Here is a 20,745-nt window from a genome sequence, read left to right on the forward strand (position 1 = left end):
GTTTGGGCAAGAATTTATAATTTTCTTTGCACTCCCATTGAACTAGAGAGGTGTCCGAGTGGTTGAAGGAGCACGCCTGGAAAGCGTGTATACCCGTGAGGGTATCGAGGGTTCGAATCCCTTCCTCTCTGCCAGAATGGTGTTTAAATCTTTCAAAATCAACAAGTTATAAATATTGATTTTGAAGTGTACTCACCAGAAAAACTCAAAAACGCCCTAAACAGGCTAAAAATAGGGTTTTTAACCAATATTTTACAAATTTAATAGCAAAAACTCGCATTCAAAAAATGTGAGTTTTTTGCGTTTTAAGGCTTATTTTAGTCAAATTTTGCAAATATTTTAATCTTGAGAATCGCTATTCGGTGAGTCTTTTTTATTGATCAAAATGACTCACCAGAACGCTTGTAAATTATTGATTTACAACATGTTCTGTGATTGTATCTCTTGCCGAAGAACTCACTTTTTATTAAGTTTAATCCTAAAATTGAGCAAAAATGATTGAAAAAACATTCAGTATTCTCTTTTATCTCAAAAAGGCCCGAAATCTAAAGGGAGATCAAAGGCATATTTATGCCAGAATTACGGTTGATTGCGTACGTGTAGAAATCTCTACCAAACTTTCATGCGATAGTGACAAATGGAGTTCTTTGGCAAATAGAGCAATTGGAAAATCCGAAAAGTCAAAGCAAGTCAATGCCTACCTTGAAGCATTTTCATTGAAGGTTTACCAAGCTAGGAAATACCTGATGGAGAATGACCTTGAGATAACGGCTGAAAGTATTAAGAATGTATTGCGTGGAAATACCCCAGACAACAGAATGGTCTTAGAGATATTTGCAGAACATAACCAACAGCTTGAAGCGTTGGTAGGGATAGATTTTGCTTTGGGGACATTGACTAGGTATAAGACATCATTAGATCATACAAGGTCTTTTATCCAGTGGAAATACAAGACAGACGATATTGCCATCAAGAAGCTTGATTATGATTTCATCCATGATTATTCTTTTTGGCTGAAGACAGTCAGAGGCTGCTCCCATAACACCACTGTGAAATATCTTGCCAATTTTAAGAAGATCGTTTTGAACTGTGTCAAGAAAGGTTGGCTTTCAAAAGATCCTTTTTTTGGATTCAAGATGACCAAGAGAGAAGTTGTTAGGGATTATCTTTCCTCAGAGGAATTGACTCGGCTTGCAGATAAGGATTTTAGGATAGAAAGACTTGGGCAGGTAAGAGATGTTTTTCTTTTCTGTTGCTATACTGGGCTTGCCTATATCGATGTAAAGAATCTCAAGAGAAATCAGATAGTGATAGGTATCGACAAAGAGAAGTGGATAGTAACAAAAAGGCAAAAGACAGATTCATCAGTTAGGGTTCCATTGTTGCCCACCGCAATGGACATCATCAACAAGTACGAGGATCATCCAAAATGTGCTGCTGAAGGAACTGTAATGCCAGTATTGAGCAACCAAAAGATGAATGCCTACCTAAAGGAGATTGCGGATGTCTGTGGGATAGAAAAGGAATTGACCTTCCATATCGCTAGACATACTTTTGCAACGACTGTGACGCTGGGGAATGGGGTTCCTATGGAGACCGTCTCGAAGATGCTTGGACATAGTTCTCTCAAGCAGACACAACATTACGCCAAGATCCTCGACAACAAGATCAGTGAGGACATGATGCAATTGAGGGGTAGGCTTAAAAGTAAGTCAGATTGATATTACTTTGTATTTGATTAGAAATGCTTATAAAAAGTTGATAGTTGATATATATGATAAGATTGATAAAGGATCTTGTCATATTTTTAAAAACCATAAAATTCAGAATGTTTTGCTTAACAAAGAAAGTATATTAAGTATTGTCCAAAGTGGTGAAGGTTTTAATGCAGAATTTAAAGTTCGTCTTCCAAACAAACTCAAGGAATTGTCTGAGGAGATTTGTGCGTTCGCCAATGCAGCAGGAGGTGTAATTCTTATTGGTATAGATGATGATAACAAAATTGTTGGAGCTACAATTAATAACACTAAAAGATCCGCAATTCAGAATTCACTTAATGAAATCAACCCTAATCTAACTACTGAGATTTATAAGGTTGAAGTAGAAGGGAAAGATATTTGGGTAATTGAAGTTAATTCGGGGGAGCAAAAGCCTTATGCCCTTTCGGGGTCAATTTATGTAAGGCAGGGAGCCAATTCACAAAAATTGACAAATGTTGAAAAAATGCGAGACTTTTTTCAGCAATCAGGTCGGATATACTTTGATGAAGCTCCTTGTGCAGATTTTAACAAGCGAGTGGATATTGATCTAGAGTGGCTGGAGGAATTTAGGATAGATGCAAATCTTTCTAAAAGCATACCACAAGGTCAGATTTTAAATAACCTAAGGATTTTATTGCCAAATGGAGCGATGAAGAATGGTGGTGTTTTGTTTTTTGGTAAGAATCCAGAAAAATTCTTCGATACAGCCATAGTAAGATGCGTAGCTTTTGAAGGCAAGACAAAGACGAATATTGTTGACGATAAATTTTTTGGAGGATCGTTGGTTAAGCAATACCAGTTGGCAATGCGTTGGCTTAAAGGGAAATTGAACGTACGCTACGAAATTAAAGGAGGAGGGCCTCGGAAGGAACATTGGGAAATTCCAGAGATTGTTTTTAAGGAATCGATAATTAACGCTTTGGTACATAGAGACTATTATGACAAAGGGGGGGGGATTATGATTGAGGTTTTTGAAGATAGGGTTGTTGTGAGTAATCCTGGAGGCTTGTCAAGTGCGATATCTCCAATTGAATTTGGTACAAAAAGCCACAGTAGAAACCCTTTGCTTTTCGGGTTGTTTGTTCGCGTCCGCCTAGTAGAACAAGTTGGGTCAGGGATTAATAGGATGAAGGATTCCATGGTTGCAGCTTCTCTCCCTGAGCCAGAGTTTATAACTGATGGGATCTTTACAGTAACCTTCATGAGGACTGTGGAAGAAACTGTGGAAGAAACTGTGGAAGAAACTGTGGTGATAATTTTAAAAGCGATTGAAAAAAATCCCAAGACTACTGGAAAAGAACTTCAATTTTTGACTGGTTTAACGAGGAGAGGTGTGGAGTATCACTTAAATAGACTAAAAATTGAAAATACCATCGAACGCCATGGACCTACAAAAGGTGGTGAATGGAGGATTATAAAGAAGAAATAGAAGCCAAAAGATGGGGGGGTATTTGTTTTCGCAGTTAGTGTATTCTGGGATTTAAAAAGTTCTCAGCTTTCTAAAATAGAGTTTTCGGTGATTTGCAAAAAACCAATCTCACTTCCTAGCTTTGGGTGGTAGGAAGGGCTGTAGGTGATGATGTTTTTCTTCACCAAATCTTTCATGCATCTGTGGTAAGGGCTCAGAGATTTGACCTGTGAGTTTTTCATGAGCATTTTTCGGGTGATTCTAAAACGGCTCCTTCCCTGATTTTTGAGGAATTCTCCAATATGGGTCATGCAGATTGCCAGATGGGATAATTGAATTGATTCATCCTTTTGAATGCATAGCCATAAATTAGCTTTTAAAGCTTGTTGCCGACGTTTACTTTACACAATAGTTGATATCATTTCATTCTAGAGCGAGATCAGCAATATTGCCGATATTTTCCTGTTTCCAAACCTACTAATTTCTTCTCAAACAAAAAGAACACCCCGATCAGGGTATTTTTACTCAATTTCATTTGATTTATTTCTATCTGTATAATAAGGGCTGGACGTCGGTGATCTGGGTTTTCCTCCCATGTGGGAGGCCAGCGGTAGGATGCGGGCAGATAAGATATCTCCGTCTTGCCTCGAAAGCTTTCGGCCTTTGTTACTTTTTTGACCTCCTCATAGCAAACCCTTCACCCTGCGGATGTACGCCACTTGCACACGGAAGCCACTAGCCAAAATCCCTAATAGATGAGTGCATCAATCAGGGGGTTTTTGCAAAGGCTTTAGGCTAGTGGGCAAATTGTTAGTTGTATTTTTTCAAACAGGCTTAAGCCTAGCTGCCTTTGGAATTCTAGACAAGGAAATCCCTTCTTAGTCGCAGACGTCAACAGAATAGCCGTGAACCTAGTGAGCAATGGAAGATTACTGGATTCCATTATTGTTACTGCTTTTACAGAAGTCCTCCTTCAGCTCTCGAAGAATTTCTTTCCACTAAACCAATATTGTCTGGTGAAACTGCTACAGGTTTTGCAGTAAACTCCTTCCTTTTCCCTGTATGCTTTCAGATATTTCTCACAACTCTCTTCATTGGGGAAATGAGTTATGTTATATAGTCAATGATGTTGATGATTTTAAATTTTCTTCAAGTAACATCATTTTATCCTTTTGAGAAACTTGTTGACACTAGCTTTCATGGAATATTTGACTCCGTATAAAATCACGGATAGTCATATTAATTATTATTAAAAAAAATTATTCGATAGTGCTGTCAATAAATTAAACCTTAATGAAAAAAGTCAGTCTAATTTAAATAAATCCTATTGTGGGTTTTAGAGAACTAATTTTAATTCTAAATTTAATTTAAGATGTTAAAAAAAAAATAAGTTTTAGTTACAAAAGCTTAAGCTTAATTGCTGTATTGATCATTGGTTTCTTAATGATTGGCTCAACTAATGTATTTGCCCAGAAATCAGACTTTTCGGGAATTTGGACTTTTAATGAAAGTAAAAGTACAAGGCCTGAATCTGGCTTTTTTAGTCCAGCAAGTAAGATTACAGTTAAGCAAGACAACCTAACACTTAATGCCGAAAGGGTATCAACTGGCCGTAATGGTGAAGAAAGGATTACCAATGAAAAAATTAATTTAGATGGAAAAGTAAGTGAAAACGTTGTGTTTCAAGATAGAACAAGAAAATCAACCGCAACTTGGTCAGCCGATGGTGAAATTCTTGAAATTAACTCAATGATGAACTTCGAGATGAATGGCCAAACGAGGGAAATGAAATCGTCGGAAAAATGGAAATTAAGTGCCGATAAAAGCACCTTAACCATTGAGTCAACCTCACAAGGACGCGATGGTGAAATGAAATCGACCTTAGTATATAATAAGTAACAGTATAATATCAAATCCATCCCCTTACTTTCTCCTTCTTGATCTATTTACATGATCAAAGAAGTCAAAGATTTGATCCAAGTCATACCGAAAATTTAAATCCCAAAAATATGGGGTGGGGGAAGACCACACCTCCTTTTCTGTAAAATGGGTGTTTAAATCTTTCAAAATCAATTAATTATAAATATTTATTTTGGAAAGTTCTCACCAAAAAAAAAACTCAAAAATGCCCTAAACAGGCTTAAACAGGGTTTTAACCAATATTTTACAAATTCAATAGCAAAAACTCACATTCAAAAGATGTGAGTTTTTGCGTTTTAAGGCTTCTTTTAGTCAAATTTTACAAATATTTTAATCTTAAGAAAAGCTAATCGGTGAGTCTTTTTTATTGATGAAAATGACTCACCAGAACGCTTGTAAATTAATGGTTTACAATATGTTCTGTGATCGTATCTCTTGCCGAAGAACTCACTTTATATTAAGTTTAATCCTAAAATTGAGCAAAAATGATAGAAAAAACATTCAGTATGCTCTTTTATCTCAAAAAAGCCCGAAATCTAAAGGGAGATCAAAGGCATATTTATGCCAGTTTATTTGGTTTTGATTTCTTATTTGCTGGTATCATTGTAGAAATGTTACATACTTTATCCTATTAATTTAGTCAAATTGTTCAATTCAATGGATGAGACAAGATTACAGTAATTGTTTGATTTAGAAAATCATAAACTATTGTAAGGAAAGATTAAAGTCAAGTTTTTTAAACTGCTGTGCAGTAATTGGATGTTATTTTCACTGCTATTGGTAAAAAATTAAGCTAGTAAATACCAACGATTTCAATTTGCTATTCGTTAGGTAGCTTGAAGTAATAACCTAAACAATGAAGGAAATTCTATCTCTGGCATTTATATTTTGTGTGAGTATTTATTCTTATGCACTGCATACAATTCAAACACCTATGGGACAAATAAAAACATTCCAGGAAAAAGACGTTATCAAAGTGACCAATATCCCTTATGCTCAGGCAAAGCGCTATGAAAAGCCAAAGCCTGTTCAAGGTTATGATTCATCCATCAATTCAAAGCAGGTTTCTCCCGCATGTCCTCAGAAAGAAAGACCTTTGTTTTCTACCATGTTTGGCGTTGAAGCCTTAGAATTAATGGAGCAATCTGAAGACTGTTTGAACCTTTCCATCACCAGGCCAAACAATGAATTGGATAGCCTTCCCGTTATGATATGGATTCATGGTGGGAGTTATGTCTCCGGAGCTGGCGATGCAATTATTTTTGATCCTACCCAGTTGGTGAAAGATCAAAATGTCATCGTAGTAAATGTTACTTACCGTTTAGGGTTACTGGGCTTTTTAGGAGGATACAATGATATTCCTGCCAACCTAGGCTACTTGGATATTTTGGAAGCCATCAAGTGGGTCAATAAGAATATTGATTCCTTTGGAGGCGATTCCAATAAAATTACGCTGTTCGGACAATCTGCTGGTGGTGAAGCCATCGCTCAAATGATGCTAATTGAAGAATCAAGAGGTTTATTCCAAAACGTAATCATACAAAGTGCGCCTTTGGGATTGATATTTAATAGAGAGGCTATGATTCAGGATATGATAAAGGTAGCCAAAGAAATACCGTTGCATGCCCCGATCGACACTATCCTTAACAAACAAGAAGAGGTCTTGGCAGCTGCTAAGAACTATGGCCTTCAAGCAGGGATGCCTTTGGGTAACCAATATGGTGAGGATCCTTTTCCCGAAGAATCTGAGCTAAGGGGAATTTGGCAAAAAAGGGCAAGAGAAGTAAACATCCTAATCGGATACACCAAAGAAGAAACGACATTCTTTGTTCCCCAGATACCTAAGTTTAGGAAAATTTCAAATTTACCAGTCGTGGGAGGGGGGCTTAAATCCATTTTGGTAGGTATTACAACAAATAAAGTTTATAAAAAGGAGGCCAAGGCGTTTGCTAGAAACTGCTCCGTAGATGAAAACAATGTTTATCTATATGAGATATATTGGGGTTCTAAAACTAATGGTTTTGGTGCTACACATGCGATTGATTTACCACTTTTATTTGGTGACAGTTCGTTATGGAAAGGTGCCAAGTTGGTAGAAGGAATGTCGGAAGAGGAGATTTCAGATAGTTCGAAAAGGGTCTGTGCCCTTTGGGCTCAATTTGCCAGGACAGGTAAGATTGATTCTAAAGGAAGAATAGAGGGAGTCCTTAAGTATAAGGAGGTTTAAGTATTGACAAAGTATAATCAAAAGGTTCAACGAGTTTTTTGCCCAATCCTTCCCTATAATTGATTTAAATCCTTTTTTTATATTATTTTTCAATCCCACAAAAACCCATATTTTGTAAATAAATATTTTTTTAAATAATGTTTACCATCAGGAAGATTTTTATACTAAGGTGTAAAGAATGGTATTTCAATTTTCACCAAAAACTAACAACATGAAGGTTATACTTAGATTTATTTTTCTTATTTCTTTGATAGGAATAAGTGCCAATTCATATGCGCAAATTAAGGAAAGAGTAAAGGAAAGAGCTAAAGAAAGTTCTACCAACAAAGCCGAAAGAACAGTCGATCAGTCTATAGAGGAAGTAGCTGATGAGATGATCAATGGAGTGAAATCTTTATTCAAAAAAAAGCCTAAAAAGGAGAAGCAAGCACCAGTTGAAAAGCAAGATGGTAGTGATTATGGAAGCTGGGAAGTTAGTCAAGATCAAGATTTTGAATCAAATCAAGATTCAGGTGAATTTGAAACTCAGGAGAAGAAATCCTTGAGCAGATACTCCAATTTTTCGTTTGTTCAAGGAGAGGAAATTATTGCTTTTGATGACTTTCTACAAGATAAGGAAGGAGACTTACCTGGTTCTTGGATTACCACAGGTTCAGCTGAAGTTGTAAGCTTTGATGAAGTGGAAGGGCACTGGGTCTGGTTTAACAAAACAAAGGGCAATTTCATACCTGAATATTTAAAAGACTTTCCTGAGAATTTCACCTTAGAATTTGATTTAATGTATGATTTTGAATTTGGAACTTATAGTCATAGCAGGACATTGACGCTAGTGCTCAGCGACATTGAAAACCCAGAAGCAAACCTGGGTTGGGATGGTGATGGAGAGTATTTCAACCTTCAAAAGCTTTCCAATAATTATTTAGGAATCGAGTTTTTAGGGACCAGTTCCAATGGAGGACCATTTATCACAGGGCGAAAAGTGGTACACACGGAGAAGGGGCTTAATTTCCAGAATAAATTTCTTGCTAAGCATTTGATAAATGAAGAAGGCATTAATGAACCAATTCATATTTCAATTTCTAGAATGGGAAGAAGGGTTCAGGTCTTTGCTAATGAAGAAAAAGTCCTTGACCTGACTGCGGCTTTTCAGAAAGATGTCAAACTCACAAGTGCAAGATTTTTTGTCTATAATCATACGGACAATGACAATTACTATTTAAGCAACATCAGATATGCCGTAGGGCAGCCAGATACCAGAAGTAAACTTTTAGAAAGTGGTTCTTATACTACTTCTGCCATCACTTTTGCTTCGGGCTCACCTGATATTAATCCAGAATCTTACGGAATATTGAAAGAAATAGCACAAGCATTGAAGGCTCAAGCGAATAAAACTGTCCAAATCATTGGGCATACTGATAGCGATGGGGCAGAGGAATTGAATCAGAGACTCTCTGAACAAAGGGCTATGGCTGTAAAAGAAGCTTTGCAAAATGAATTTGGTGTCCAGAATGAAATCAATTCAATTGGAAAAGGAGAATCTTCTCCTGTGGCTGAAAACAATACTCCTACGGGTAAAGCTAAAAACAGAAGAGTTGAATTTATTCTCAATTGAGTCAAATAGATATCATCAATATATATCCGCAAGGATACCAGTAACCAATTCATATTTGGGGTTTTTAGGGTCCAGATATTAATTGATACTAATCCCGAAGAAATCTATTATATGAATGAAATACTTCTTCTTATATAAAAACGGATATATATATTATCAACAATCCTAAAGAAAACGAAATCTAATAAATCATGAAGAATTTGCTCATAATAAATTTAACCTTTTTGGCTTTCATGATACTTTCTACAGCCTGTGAAAAGAAGGATGAACCAGAAGTCAATTTTGCTACATTGGTAATAGGAAAGTGGTACACCATACAGGAATTTGATAGAAATGGTTCAGAGATGACTCAGGATGAATGTGAGAGACAATCCATAATAGAGTTTACGACTGCTATGGAGTACATCGTAACACCAGTTGGGACATATTATGACACCAATGATCAACCGTATTGTGCACCAGTGACAAGTACACCTTTTGTGCTTACTTATTCTATTAATGGAATTAAAATCATCAATGATTTTGGTGAGGGGACAATAGAGCGGATATCCAACGACATGATCATATTAAGGTCAGAAGATCCTTTCAGCCATTTGATTTTGGAAAGGGTAAAGTAGGTTTATCTTTAATTTAATTTTGTCAATTTGAATGTGTTAAAATTTTAATTTGTATTTTTCACTAAATTTTCTTTTGGTTTTATTGCTTTATATATGAAATCTAAATTACTCCTAAACTCAATTGTAGCAAGTTTTTGCTTATTTATTTTTAATATAAATCCGCTACAATCTCAAGAGATGTCAAAAGACACACTCCTCTTTATTCAGTACTTTAATGAAGGAATGGAGTATTATGAAAAGGGGGATCAAAAAACTACTAAGATTTATATTGAAAAATTAGTTGAGATTTCATTCAGGAATAATTGGGAGGATAGTTGGGTAAATTTCATGCAAGCCTTGGCTAGTTTTGAGCTTTATCTTGGGAATTTTAAAGGTTCACGTATTTTATACGACTCTTTGATGAAGATGTCAGATGAGGGAAAAATCATTGACGATCATAATAAGTTTAAAATTTATGATATTTATTCGGGTATATTATCTCAAGAAGGGGATATCGGATACTCGGAGGTAGTTATGCAGAAAGCAGAAGCACTGATATCTAAAGTGCCAGTAAAACTTCAAAATTCAACCAAACAAAGGCATGAAAATGGTAAAGGCCTAAATTATTTAAAATATGGAGATTATCGACGTGCAAAAATCAGTTTTTTAAATTCTATAAAATTGCTGCACTTGGCCTTTGAGGATGGTGTTTATGCTGAAAGCTCCGATTATGAGTTTACCAAAGTAATACTTTACAAAAATGTTGCAAACAATGATATCATGGCGGGAAATTTAGACATTGCAAAGATATACCTAGATTCAGCATTGACTACGTTCGAAGGTTTGAAAAGTGACCCCTATTATGCGAATTCTCCCATGCAAGCGGCATTGAATAATACAATCGGCGAATATTATTTAATGTTAGGAGATTATAATTTGGCTCAAAAGTATATGCAAGAGCGTGTAATCGAAATTGAGAAATACAAAGATCGTGTCAATTTGCAAATGAATATTGAAGCAAGGCAAAACTTGGCAAAACTATTTTTTCAAAGAGGGAATTATGATTCCGCAAGGGTTAATTTTGATATAAGTCTTAGAAAACTAAATGATTTAAAAGTTTCAGAATCGTCTAAATTGAAATACCTTTCTCCTATTATCCATTTTTACCAAGTTATTGGAGAGAATAAGAAAGGGGATGACCTACTTTCCAAAGTTGATTTTGATTTGGATCCGATTCAATTGTATTTTAGTGGTGCTGGAGAGGAAATAGTTGCAATTTATGCTCTCAAGGCAAATTCTCTTGCCAACAAAGAGCTTCAATATAAGGGTAAATCGGAATATGATTTCCTGGATTTTAACAGAAAGGCAATAAGTCTTTCTAGCCAATTGAGTAAAATAAATGGCGTGGGGCTTGAATCAAACCTAAAACAGCCAACTAGGTTAGCTATAGATTGCTACGTAGAAAACCTCCGTAAAATTCACCTTCAAAACCCAAGCAATACCGATGCATTGAAAGAAGCTATTTATGTTATAAATTTCGCCAAAAACCAAAGATTCAATGAACAAAGAATAAACTCTTCATTGTGGACGAACAGCCAAGATCAAAGATTATTTAGTCAAGAAAAACAGCTTAAACGAAAGCTGGGGGAATTAGAGAGAAAATATGAAGAAACAAATGATAAAGGGGTTTTAGATTCATTGATTATAGTATTCAATGAGTTAGAAGGTCTCAAAAATAGTTTTTATGAGCAGCAATCCATCCCATATGATTGGTCAAAATCAAATCAATTTGTCAACTATTTTGAAAGTCAAAAGCCAAAGCATGATCAGCAGGAGTTGCATTATTTTTATTCTGATAAGCACCTTCATGTCTTTGTAAGAACTGGAAGAGATCAAAAGTGGACTTGGAACTCAATCGATGAGCCAAATTTGGAAAAGACTTTTATAGATGCGCTCAATGCTTTTCAAAATTATTCACACAAGGATTGGGAGTCTCAGTCTAGAAGGCTTTATGAAATTTTATTACAAGATTACATAAATCAGGATATTAAGAGAATTGTGATTTTTCCTTATGGTAATATAGGGTTAGTACCATTTGCAGCATTGTTGGATAGAAATGGTAAATATTTGATTGAAAATCATGCGGTTTCATTAAATAATAGCACAAAAATTAATCAAGCTAAATGGAATATTACGCCTGCTTCAAATGAAATACTAGCATTTGCTCCTTATTTTGAAAGCTTTGAACAGGACATACAACGTAACCTTTATGGAAGTCTCAAAGGAACAAAGCAGGAAATTGCTGGAATATCAAACTTTTTCAATCTGAGCTTATTTGAAGGAAATAATGCAACCAAACTAAATTTTTTAAAAGAGTGCAAAAAAAGTCGATTGATACACTTAGCCACCCATGCTTTTGCTGAGTCTAATGTCTTATTTTCAAAAATTATATTTTCTGGTTCAGAAATGGAAAATGAACATAGCCTCTTTGGGTATGAAATTCCAGAAATTGATTTGAATGTGGACATGCTGATTTTGAGTGCCTGTCAAACAGGCTATGGCCGCTTTGAACTTGGAGAAGGCGTTTCTAGTTTGGCCAAACTTTTTGAAAATTCAGGAGCTAGAAGTCTTGTTTATACACTTTGGAAGGTTGATGATTATGCTAGTGCAGAATTAATTTCAAAATTCTATAAATATTTAGATACTGGAATGGACAAGGATTTAGCAATTCAAGCGGCACAGATTGAATATTTAAGAGAAAATACGGGGAAAAAGGATTTACCCTACTATTGGGCAGGATTTGTTCTAAGTGGGGATTTGACACCTGTAAAATCAAAATTTTCAATGTATTATGTTTTTGCTCTGGCTCTTTTGACGGTATTTATATTTTGGATATTTAGAAGATATATTTTTAGATCAAAAAATGTAGCCAATTCATAACAAGGATGTTTTGAATGACGTGAATTCAATCATAAATTCACTAACCATAATTTCTACCTGCTTAATTTCGATTGATGGATGCTTTAAGCGCTTAACTGCTTAGGCTAAGATTTATTACCCATTTTTTTGTTTTTTGCTATTACACCTTTTTACTTATGATATCAATTCATTGGTTAATTGCGAAATGTAGGGACAAGTTTTTAATTCGGAAATAGTCAAGACTGGACCACCACACTGTCCAAAGTCGAAATTTTCGACTTTGGACTTATTTTTTTAGACTCTAACATGTTGTTAATCAGGTAGAAACTTCGAAGTGCTTCATTGGCTAAAGTGGTTCGATGTTGTGTTCCGTCAAAACACCAATTTTTGGGATAGATCGAACCAACTATACGCCTTTTCAACTCCACATTAGCTGTAACGTACAGATTATCAATGTTTGAAGCCATTTTCAGAACACTATCCAAAAACTTAATAGGTTGCAGGTCAAGTGGTGGTGCAACCTTAGCCAACTCGATTTCTAGACTGGTTATTTCAGCTTCACAATCTCGTTTCATTTCCTTATAATCTTCAGGGGTTATGGAATCGTTTAATAGCAATTTTCTAGCCTTAGCCATTTTATCGTTTTCCTGATCTATAAGATCAACAATTTGTGTTTTACCTTTATTTCTGAGTTTTTTTTCCTTATCAAAAAGTTGGGAAAAAATAGTTTTGATCACACCAATAAATTCAGGTTTGGGCTTGAAGTTAGCAAGATGTTTCACAAAGGAATCATTTACTTCATCAGCTTTGAACCGTATCCCACATTTGGAAGTACAATGATAGTAATGGTAGTATTGCTTTCTGCCTTTAGATGCACTTGCGGTTAAAGACCTAGAACATTTTGGACAGTCAAGAACCCCCCTAAGAGGAATTTGCTCACTGGTAACTATTTGTGTTTTTCTGTTGCGCTTGTTGCCATCAAGTACCAACTGAGCCTCATTAAACAAAGTTTCAGTTATGATTGGTTGGTGTTGGCCTTTTACAAACTCACCTTGTTCATCTTTGTAAGGGGGCACAAAGATTTTTCCATAGTAGAATGGATTCCTGATAAGCCACCAGAAGTTATTTTTCGTGAGCTTGGAACCATTTTCCCTAGCTTTTTTTATAATTTGCTCACAAGAGTAATTACCTTCTGCAATGGTTGTGTAAATCCAATTAAGGTGAGCGGCTTCTTCTTCATGGACAACTATTGTAGGTCTGCCTTCAGGAGTAGTTCGGTTACGATAACCATAAGGTGCTTTCCAAAGCCATCTACCATCCTTTCTGGCTCTTCGCATACCATGAAAAACATTGAGGGCTCTGCGGTCATTCTCGACTTCAGGAGCAGCCAAATAGAAAGCCAGCATCATTTTATTTTCTGGGACAGATAAATCCAGTGGTTGCTCTATTCCTTGAGGTTCCACCCCAAGTTTTCTTAAAATACTAATCATTTGATAAGCATCCCCAGCATTCCTACTAAACCTATCCCACTTTGTGAAAAGGACTAATTTGGCGCTCATTTTACGCTTTTTTATGTCGTCCAACATTTCTGTCCATGCAGGACGTCTAAAAGTTTTAGCTGAGTAATCTTCTTGAACAACTTTCCGAACTTCGATATCATTGTGCAGACAGTACTTTCTAAGTGACTCCTCCTGATGTTGGAGGGAGTACCCCTTGTCCGCTTGTTCGTCTGTACTCACTCGAATGTATAGAATCGCTGTTTTCATAAGTATCTAGATTAAATGTTACTTCAGCTAAAATACTGATAAAATTCAAAATGAACTCTGCCTGTTCTAAGTTAACATCCAATCCATGTTGTTTGCAGATTTTTATTATTTCATCTGGATGAATATCATATTTGTTGCTTTTCATGTCCTCTTTGTTTTTTAAAAGAAAGAGGACTCAATTTGAGGTATATGACCTGATAAAAATCACACTGTATTTTGGAAGTGGGTTATTATTCTTGGTTTTGTGGAGTCAAATTTACGAGTGCAAACAGAAAGGACTATACTCTTGTCTATTCTGCCTGTTCTGTAGAGAGGACCGGTAATATGTCAAACTTTTTTGAGGATATTGAAGCTGTTGCTGAAGCGAAGTTTCTGGTCTAATTGCAGTTTTTTTTTAATGCTATCGAAAATGAAAGCACATTGGAAAGGGATGAAAGTGAAGTTGAAATAATTCGTCTTATTATTTTTAAACAAGAGCTAATAAATCACAATTCAAACTACTATTCATTTGACGATGAGGGGTTGTTATGACCTCCTTGTTTGGCAATTATGGAAATTGGGTTAAATGAGTCATTGATTTTTTAAACATACTTACTCGAAAAAGCAAAGCAATGTATCCTTGCTCTAAGTAAGTGATGAAAATTCGGTTGATTACTGATGAATTAAGGGTTTGTAATTGGGTCAAGAATAAGGGTTTAGATTTTAATATTAAGCTGATTTTTTGTTGAAATTTTGAATAAAAATATTTTACGAAAAAAAATCTTCTATTTTTTTTCGAGGGGTGTAAGAAATTAAATTTGGGGGTGTTTTCAGACTTAAAATGAAATGATCTATTAATGGTTTCAAATTCAATAATTTGTATTTGAAAATTTTCTTGTTTAGATCTATAAAATTCAGCTAGTTAGGAATTTTTTCTGAACAATAAAATACCTAGAACTAGGTATTTTTTAAATTCACTTAATTATTAATATTTGTGAAATATCTATTTGATCCAATTAATAGTTTGTCAAATCAATCAATAATAAATCATTGTTTTGCCTGGCTAATGTTTGTTGATGTTGGGTGATCCAGTAGCTACTGATTATACGGTTATTTTAAACATCAACAATTATGGAGCTGATTGACTCTCTTTTTCTTAAAAAGTCCCAAATCCCATGGACCTTGATTTTTTTGGTAATGATTTGGGGCAGTATTGCTGAATGTAAAGCCCAAGCCAAAAGCGTAAAATCAGTGTTTAACAAATCCCTGTCTTCACCAGACCTTACGAGCATACCAGTTAAAAAAATCCAATCACTTCAAGAGGTACAAGATATTGAAAAACTCAAATCAGATTTTTACAGCATAAATGAAAAGTCAAAAGAGCTGAAAAAGCTGCTTTCTGACAGTACCTTTTATGCCCAACATAAGGATAGCATCAATGCGGTAGTTAAGTCACATTTAGAAGATCAACAACAATTAATACAAGAGCAAGCATCGAACCTAAGTGACGGAATCGAACAAAACATGGGGATAAATCAAGATGATTTAATTCCCTCAAATCTCAATGATATCCATACCGCCAATGATTACAAAGCTCTCTTTGAAAAGTTAAATGCTGCTGATCTTGATTTCCAACAGCAGATGGAGGAAATGCTGCCTGAAGTATTTCAGATGGAGCAGTTGGAAGTGTTATCTGCTAGAATCTCTGATGTAGACTATGGTAATTATGAATCATACTTAACAGAGGTAACAGAGCTGGAGTCAAAGCTTATGGAAGATGGTAAAACTTCAGCTTTATCTAGGATCAACAGAAAAGTTGGATTTGAGCAAATAGCATACAAGGAGGTGGTTGTGAAGTCGGAGGTTTTGAAAAGGGAACATCTAGCAGAAAATAAATTAAAGCTAGGTGTACTGTATAGCTTGAATGAGGGAATCTCCTTTAATTCCTTGATTCAAGGGAATGTGGCGTACCAAGTCTTTCCAAGTTTTTACAGCATACTTGGAGTAAGCTTTAAAGCTACTAGCAAAAATAATAGAGATTATACTAAAAGTGGGTATGGAGGATATTTAGGATTTAGAAAGTATGTCTTGAATGATTGGTTCTTTCAAGGTGTGCTTGAGCATAACTATTTAGATTTTAATACAATGAGTTCGATTAGTGATCTAAACTTTAAGGGCTTCACCAGTGAAATGGCTATTTCAATTGGAAAAGAAATCAAACTGTCATCAAGAGTAAACAACATTATTCAAATCGATTATACCCCATTATTTGAAAGAGAGCGAAGCTTACATGGTAACATGCTTCAAATTAAGGTGGGTCTACTATATAACGTAATTCAATAATTCGTAAATATGAAAATTCTAATCTCAATCATTCAACTTAAATTGAATACCTTTAAGAAGAGATCTGTTCTAAAATATAAACTGAATAAAAATAGAGCGGTTTTTAAAAGTTTTCAAAGTTCGCTTAGGGTGCTCTTTTTAATTTTTGTAGTTACGAATAAGGCATTTTCACAAACCAGTAGTCTACCAAAGATTAATGCAACCCCACCTCCTCCTGAAGCAGGTGCACTATTAAAAAATGTGAATATTCCAGTAAGCTTAACAACTGGAGTTCCTAATATTTCAATCCCAATCCATACCATTGATCTAAATGGCTTTTCACTTCCAATTTCTATAAACTATAATTCTTCAGGAATAAAGACATCTGAGACTGCTAGTAATGTAGGATTAGGCTGGAGCTTATCAGCTGGTGGTATGATTTCAAGTATGGTACTGGGGATATCTGATTTAGAGGGGAATGGATACTTATATACAGGTGTAAATATACCTGATACAAGGGTACTAGATCCTAGGCTAACTCACGTAGATACTAATACTTATTCTGAAAATGCTGATTATACACTTGCTCAACAAATCATAGGTAATCAGGTTGTTAGCTACACGTTTGGTGTGCCTAATCCAATGCCTGCTAGTACACCAATAGATTCTCAACCTGATATCTTTTATTATTCGTTTGGGGATAAACAAGGTAAATTCTTTTTTGCAAAAAATGGACAGATAAAAACTATCCCTTTTACTCCAATTTCAATTACAAAGGCTCAGCATTTCATAATTTTAGATGAATTAGGAAATAAATTCACTTTTGGTACTGTAGAGACTAGTGTTACAACTTCTACCGAATTTTCAAGTAGTCCAGATTTTGGAGGAGGGAGCTCTCAATCGATAAACTTTATATACTATTTAACAAAAATAGAGACACCAAGTGGTCAATTCATTGATCTATCATATGATAATGTTCAATATAGCTTGGAAAACCCAAAGTCATATACACGATTCCGCCGTATTTCTAGCATTTCTAATGGTTTACCTACAAATGTAGAAACAAGGGTTGAAAGTAGTACTTTAATAAATGGCAAAATATTGAGATCTATTATTTCAAATGTGGGAGATACTGTTTTGTTTAATTATGAATCATGTCCTAGGATAGACATGAAAAAAGCTTCAAATCAAACTGGCTCAAAAGCACTTAAAGAAATACAAATACGGAGCTCTGGGTTGGTTAGCAAATTTCAATTACAACAAAGCTATTTTAACCTTTCAAATTATCAACCATGCCAAACACAGGAGAATTCGTCTTTATACAGATTAAAGTTAAATTCAATTCAAAGAGAAGGGGAAGAGCCATATATTTTTGAATACTATGGAAACAATTCATTGCCTAATAGATTGTCTGAGATCGAATCAGATCATTGGGGATATTACATTAATACAGGAGGAAAGTACTTTCATGAACCTCAATTTGGGTTTACTGATGGTGGTAATAGAGAGCCAAGTTTAAGCTTAACAAGGTATGGCACAATACAAAAAGTGATATACCCAACAAAAGGACATGCGGAGTTTGAGTATGAGTTGAATATGGCAAGAGATACTTTGGTTACTGTTTCTAATGGACTTCAATATAAATCTGCATCAATCTACTACTCACCTAATGTTAGCTACCAAAGTATCCCATTTACAATTGGTCAGAACGCAAATTTAGCTAGTATTAGGGTTGACTTCCACACAACGACTTCTCCACCTGTAGCAAATTTAAGGTTTGATGCTTTTATAACAGGGAATGGAGTGAACATGAATTTCCAGTCTGTAAATGGATATGGTAGTCAGTTTGTTGCTTTGTCAAAGGCTACTTACAATTTAAATGTAGAGCAAGTTGGTCAATTTGAAGAAGGTTTTATCCGAATAAGTTGGAATGAAAACACTCCAGGTGGAAATAATCAAGTCATCGACAATTATAATCTAGGCGGGCTAAGAATAAAATCGATTAAGTATTATGATTTTGGAAATACAACTCCTGTAAAGAGGCAGGATTACAAATATACATTGTTTGATAATAGTAACATTTCAAGTGGAATGATTTCTAATAAACCTAAATATACAAGGATGCATACAAAATATGTAAGAAGGTATCATTCAGAATTAGGAATGGAAGATATTCAAGTCAATTACTGGGTTCAAAATTCAACAAGTATAGACAACTTATCTGGAATGCAAGGTCATCATGTAATGTATAAAGAGGTTCATGAGTATAGTGATGCAAATGGACAAATAGGCATGACGCAAAGTAAGTTTAGTTTTGTGAAGGATCTCATGGCATATGTTTCTTATCCTGCGACAATTCCAACTAGCTATGACTGGCAAAGGGGGTTGCTTTTAGAAACGACTCATTTTAAATATAATAGTGGCACAAATCAGTTTATTAGGGTAAACAAAATAGAAAATTTCTATACTTTTATGTATACGCCTCCATCATCTATTAGCACAGGAGAAATTTTTGCTCATTATACCCCAGCTGCAGCACCTAATGAAACACATGCTTTGGGTGTAAACATTCAACTTTTAGCTCCTGAGTTTAGAGTGTATCAAAATGCGCTTAGTTTTAGGGTTGCTGCCATGTATGAAATAACTAGCTATAAGCTAATTTCTGCATGGTATTTTAAAAACAAATCTATCAGTTATTCTTATAATGAAGCAGGGGTTGAAGCAAATAGAATTGAGACTAATTACTTTTTTGACAAACCTATTCATGCGCAACTAACAAGAAAAAATATTATTAATAGTTCAGAGCATAATCTATTTGAATTCTTTTCTTACCCATTAGATTATAATAATACAACTGGATTTTTAAAGAAAATGAAAGATAGTCACCAAAAGTCTTACCCAGTCGAACATGTAAAGTTTATTCAAAAGAACAGCATTTATGAGATCCTCTCTGGAGAAATTGTACAATACAAAGATAACCTTAAAGCTCAACCTGATAAGCGGTTTAGTTTAGTTTCAAATGTTCCCATTAGCCATACTGCATTTAAATTTAGTGATAGAAATATTGGAGTATTGCCTACACAAACTTCTTCTGGAATCTTTGGTATGGACAGCCGCTATGTTGAAGAGGATTCTTTTACTCAGTTTGATGTACTTGGCAACCTTACTGAACATGGGGTTACAAATGGTATATTCTCTGCTCAAATTTGGGGGTACAATCTGAAATATCCAATTGCGGTATGTAAGAATGCATTAATCTCCCAGATAGCATTCTCTTCTTTTGAAACCAATGAAAAAGGTGGTTGGACTTATTCAGGTGCACCGGTCACAAATATTAATTCTAAAACAGGCTTAAAGTATTATAATCTGAATTCAGGAACAATTTCTAAGAGTGGTATAGGTGCAAGTACGTCCACTCCTTACAAATTAACCTTTTGGGCAAGGAGAGCATCAGGATCAGGGACATGGGATTTTTTAGGTACTTCAGAGAATTTGACCACTGAATGGAAATTGATTCAAAGGACAATTACTTCAAGTTCAATTACAATTACTGGGACTGGTATTCATATAGATGAATTGAGACTTCATCCTGCAAATGCAATGATGACAACCTATACCTATAAACCACTTGTAGGAGTTTCGTCGGTAAGTGACCCAAGGAACAACATAACTTACTATGAATATGACAATGCCAATCGCTTGTTGAATGTCAGAAATGACAGTAAAGAGATTATAGAAACGTATGAGTACAAATATAAAGGGACTAACTAAAAAACAGTATGAAGAAAATATTTACCGTTATTCTAGTTCTCAAGTTTTTACTTCTATCAGTAATACTTGGATTTAACTGTGCCATTGCACAAGGTGTTGGTTCATCGTTAGTCGGAGTTTGGAGAATGGATGGGACAAAGACTTTCCAAAGCCTCAAAAGTGAAGATAAGGACAAAATGGATCAGGCGAGTGAAGTACAAAAAAGTGCTTTTAACCAATCCTTAGAAAGTAGGATTTACTTTTTTAATGATGATCAAAGCTTTCAAGCGGAGTGGATATCTAACAACAAACCTCAAAAGATTTCGGGTACTTGGAAATACGATGGGGAGGCTATACTTGAAATAATAGTGAATGGTGAAACCAAAGTTTATAGTGTAGTCTTGGAGAAATCTAATTTAATGCTTAAACCCCAAGCTATGAGCGGTGGAATGCTGAATCAATTATTTTTTACTAAAGTAAAATAGC

13 protein-coding genes, 1 tRNA gene and 1 pseudogene are annotated in these 20,745 nt (G+C 35.1%); 12 read left to right on the forward strand and 3 right to left on the reverse strand.

The window, feature by feature from the left end; genetic code table 11:
• Nucleotides 1–44 precede the first annotated feature (44 nt).
• From MM214_RS02645 to MM214_RS02655, 3 genes are all read left to right on the forward strand, one after another.
• A tRNA-Ser gene (locus MM214_RS02645) sits at nucleotides 45–134 on the forward strand.
• A 360-nt stretch (nucleotides 135–494) separates the two neighbouring features.
• Nucleotides 495–1,721, forward strand: a complete 1,227-nt coding sequence (locus tag MM214_RS02650) for a site-specific integrase (RefSeq protein ID WP_241291699.1) — start codon at nucleotides 495–497, stop codon at nucleotides 1,719–1,721.
• Between the two features lie 112 nt (nucleotides 1,722–1,833).
• Complete coding sequence (locus tag MM214_RS02655) at nucleotides 1,834–3,189, forward strand: RNA-binding domain-containing protein (protein WP_241291702.1); 1,356 nt, start codon at nucleotides 1,834–1,836, stop codon at nucleotides 3,187–3,189.
• Between the two features lie 62 nt (nucleotides 3,190–3,251).
• Here the strand turns inward: MM214_RS02655 and MM214_RS02660 are convergent, their stop codons facing one another.
• Together MM214_RS02660 and MM214_RS02665 are read right to left on the reverse strand one after the other, a co-directional pair.
• Nucleotides 3,252–3,410, reverse strand: a complete 159-nt coding sequence (locus MM214_RS02660) for a hypothetical protein (RefSeq protein WP_241291704.1) — start codon at nucleotides 3,408–3,410, stop codon at nucleotides 3,252–3,254.
• Nucleotides 3,411–3,991: 581 nt separating this feature from the next.
• A pseudogene (locus MM214_RS02665) lies at nucleotides 3,992–4,279 on the reverse strand (IS1595 family transposase); the annotation flags it as partial.
• Between the two features lie 314 nt (nucleotides 4,280–4,593).
• On the opposite strand from MM214_RS02665, the gene MM214_RS02670 reads away from it, so the two are divergent.
• The 6 genes from MM214_RS02670 to MM214_RS02695 all read left to right on the forward strand — a co-directional run bounded on the left by MM214_RS02670 (nucleotide 4,594) and on the right by MM214_RS02695 (nucleotide 12,463).
• A complete protein-coding gene (locus MM214_RS02670) occupies nucleotides 4,594–5,067 on the forward strand; it encodes a hypothetical protein (protein WP_241291707.1) in 474 nt (157 codons plus the stop codon).
• Between the two features lie 506 nt (nucleotides 5,068–5,573).
• Nucleotides 5,574–5,723, forward strand: a complete 150-nt coding sequence (locus tag MM214_RS02675; RefSeq protein WP_241291709.1) for a hypothetical protein — start codon at nucleotides 5,574–5,576, stop codon at nucleotides 5,721–5,723.
• Between the two features lie 221 nt (nucleotides 5,724–5,944).
• Complete coding sequence (locus MM214_RS02680; protein ID WP_241291712.1) at nucleotides 5,945–7,315, forward strand: carboxylesterase family protein; 1,371 nt, start codon at nucleotides 5,945–5,947, stop codon at nucleotides 7,313–7,315.
• Nucleotides 7,316–7,526: 211 nt separating this feature from the next.
• Nucleotides 7,527–8,927 (forward strand): OmpA family protein, encoded by a 1,401-nt coding sequence (locus tag MM214_RS02685; RefSeq protein WP_241291715.1) that lies wholly within the window; start codon nucleotides 7,527–7,529, stop codon nucleotides 8,925–8,927.
• Between the two features lie 191 nt (nucleotides 8,928–9,118).
• Nucleotides 9,119–9,544 (forward strand): lipocalin-like domain-containing protein, encoded by a 426-nt coding sequence (locus MM214_RS02690; RefSeq protein WP_241291718.1) that lies wholly within the window; start codon nucleotides 9,119–9,121, stop codon nucleotides 9,542–9,544.
• Nucleotides 9,545–9,721: 177 nt separating this feature from the next.
• Complete coding sequence (locus MM214_RS02695; protein ID WP_241291720.1) at nucleotides 9,722–12,463, forward strand: CHAT domain-containing protein; 2,742 nt, start codon at nucleotides 9,722–9,724, stop codon at nucleotides 12,461–12,463.
• Between the two features lie 215 nt (nucleotides 12,464–12,678).
• Here the strand turns inward: MM214_RS02695 and MM214_RS02700 are convergent, their stop codons facing one another.
• Entirely contained in the window at nucleotides 12,679–14,208 is a 1,530-nt protein-coding gene (locus MM214_RS02700) for a recombinase family protein (protein WP_241291723.1), read from the reverse strand.
• A gap of 1,110 nt (nucleotides 14,209–15,318) precedes the next feature.
• Between MM214_RS02700 and MM214_RS02705 the strand changes: the two genes are divergently transcribed.
• The 3 genes from MM214_RS02705 (at nucleotide 15,319) to MM214_RS02715 (ending at nucleotide 20,744) form a co-directional block, all read left to right on the forward strand.
• Nucleotides 15,319–16,530 carry a hypothetical protein gene (locus MM214_RS02705; protein WP_241291726.1) on the forward strand — a complete coding sequence of 404 codons (1,212 nt, stop codon included), beginning with the start codon at nucleotides 15,319–15,321 and terminating at the stop codon, nucleotides 16,528–16,530.
• A 129-nt stretch (nucleotides 16,531–16,659) separates the two neighbouring features.
• Nucleotides 16,660–20,280 carry a hypothetical protein gene (locus MM214_RS02710; RefSeq protein ID WP_241291729.1) on the forward strand — a complete coding sequence of 1,207 codons (3,621 nt, stop codon included), beginning with the start codon at nucleotides 16,660–16,662 and terminating at the stop codon, nucleotides 20,278–20,280.
• 8 nt (nucleotides 20,281–20,288) lie between these two features.
• Complete coding sequence (locus tag MM214_RS02715; protein WP_241291731.1) at nucleotides 20,289–20,744, forward strand: lipocalin family protein; 456 nt, start codon at nucleotides 20,289–20,291, stop codon at nucleotides 20,742–20,744.
• Nucleotide 20,745: the final 1 nt, after the last annotated feature.

Source organism: Belliella kenyensis, assembly GCF_022549675.1.
Taxonomy (GTDB): Bacteria; Bacteroidota; Bacteroidia; order Cytophagales; family Cyclobacteriaceae; genus Belliella; species Belliella kenyensis.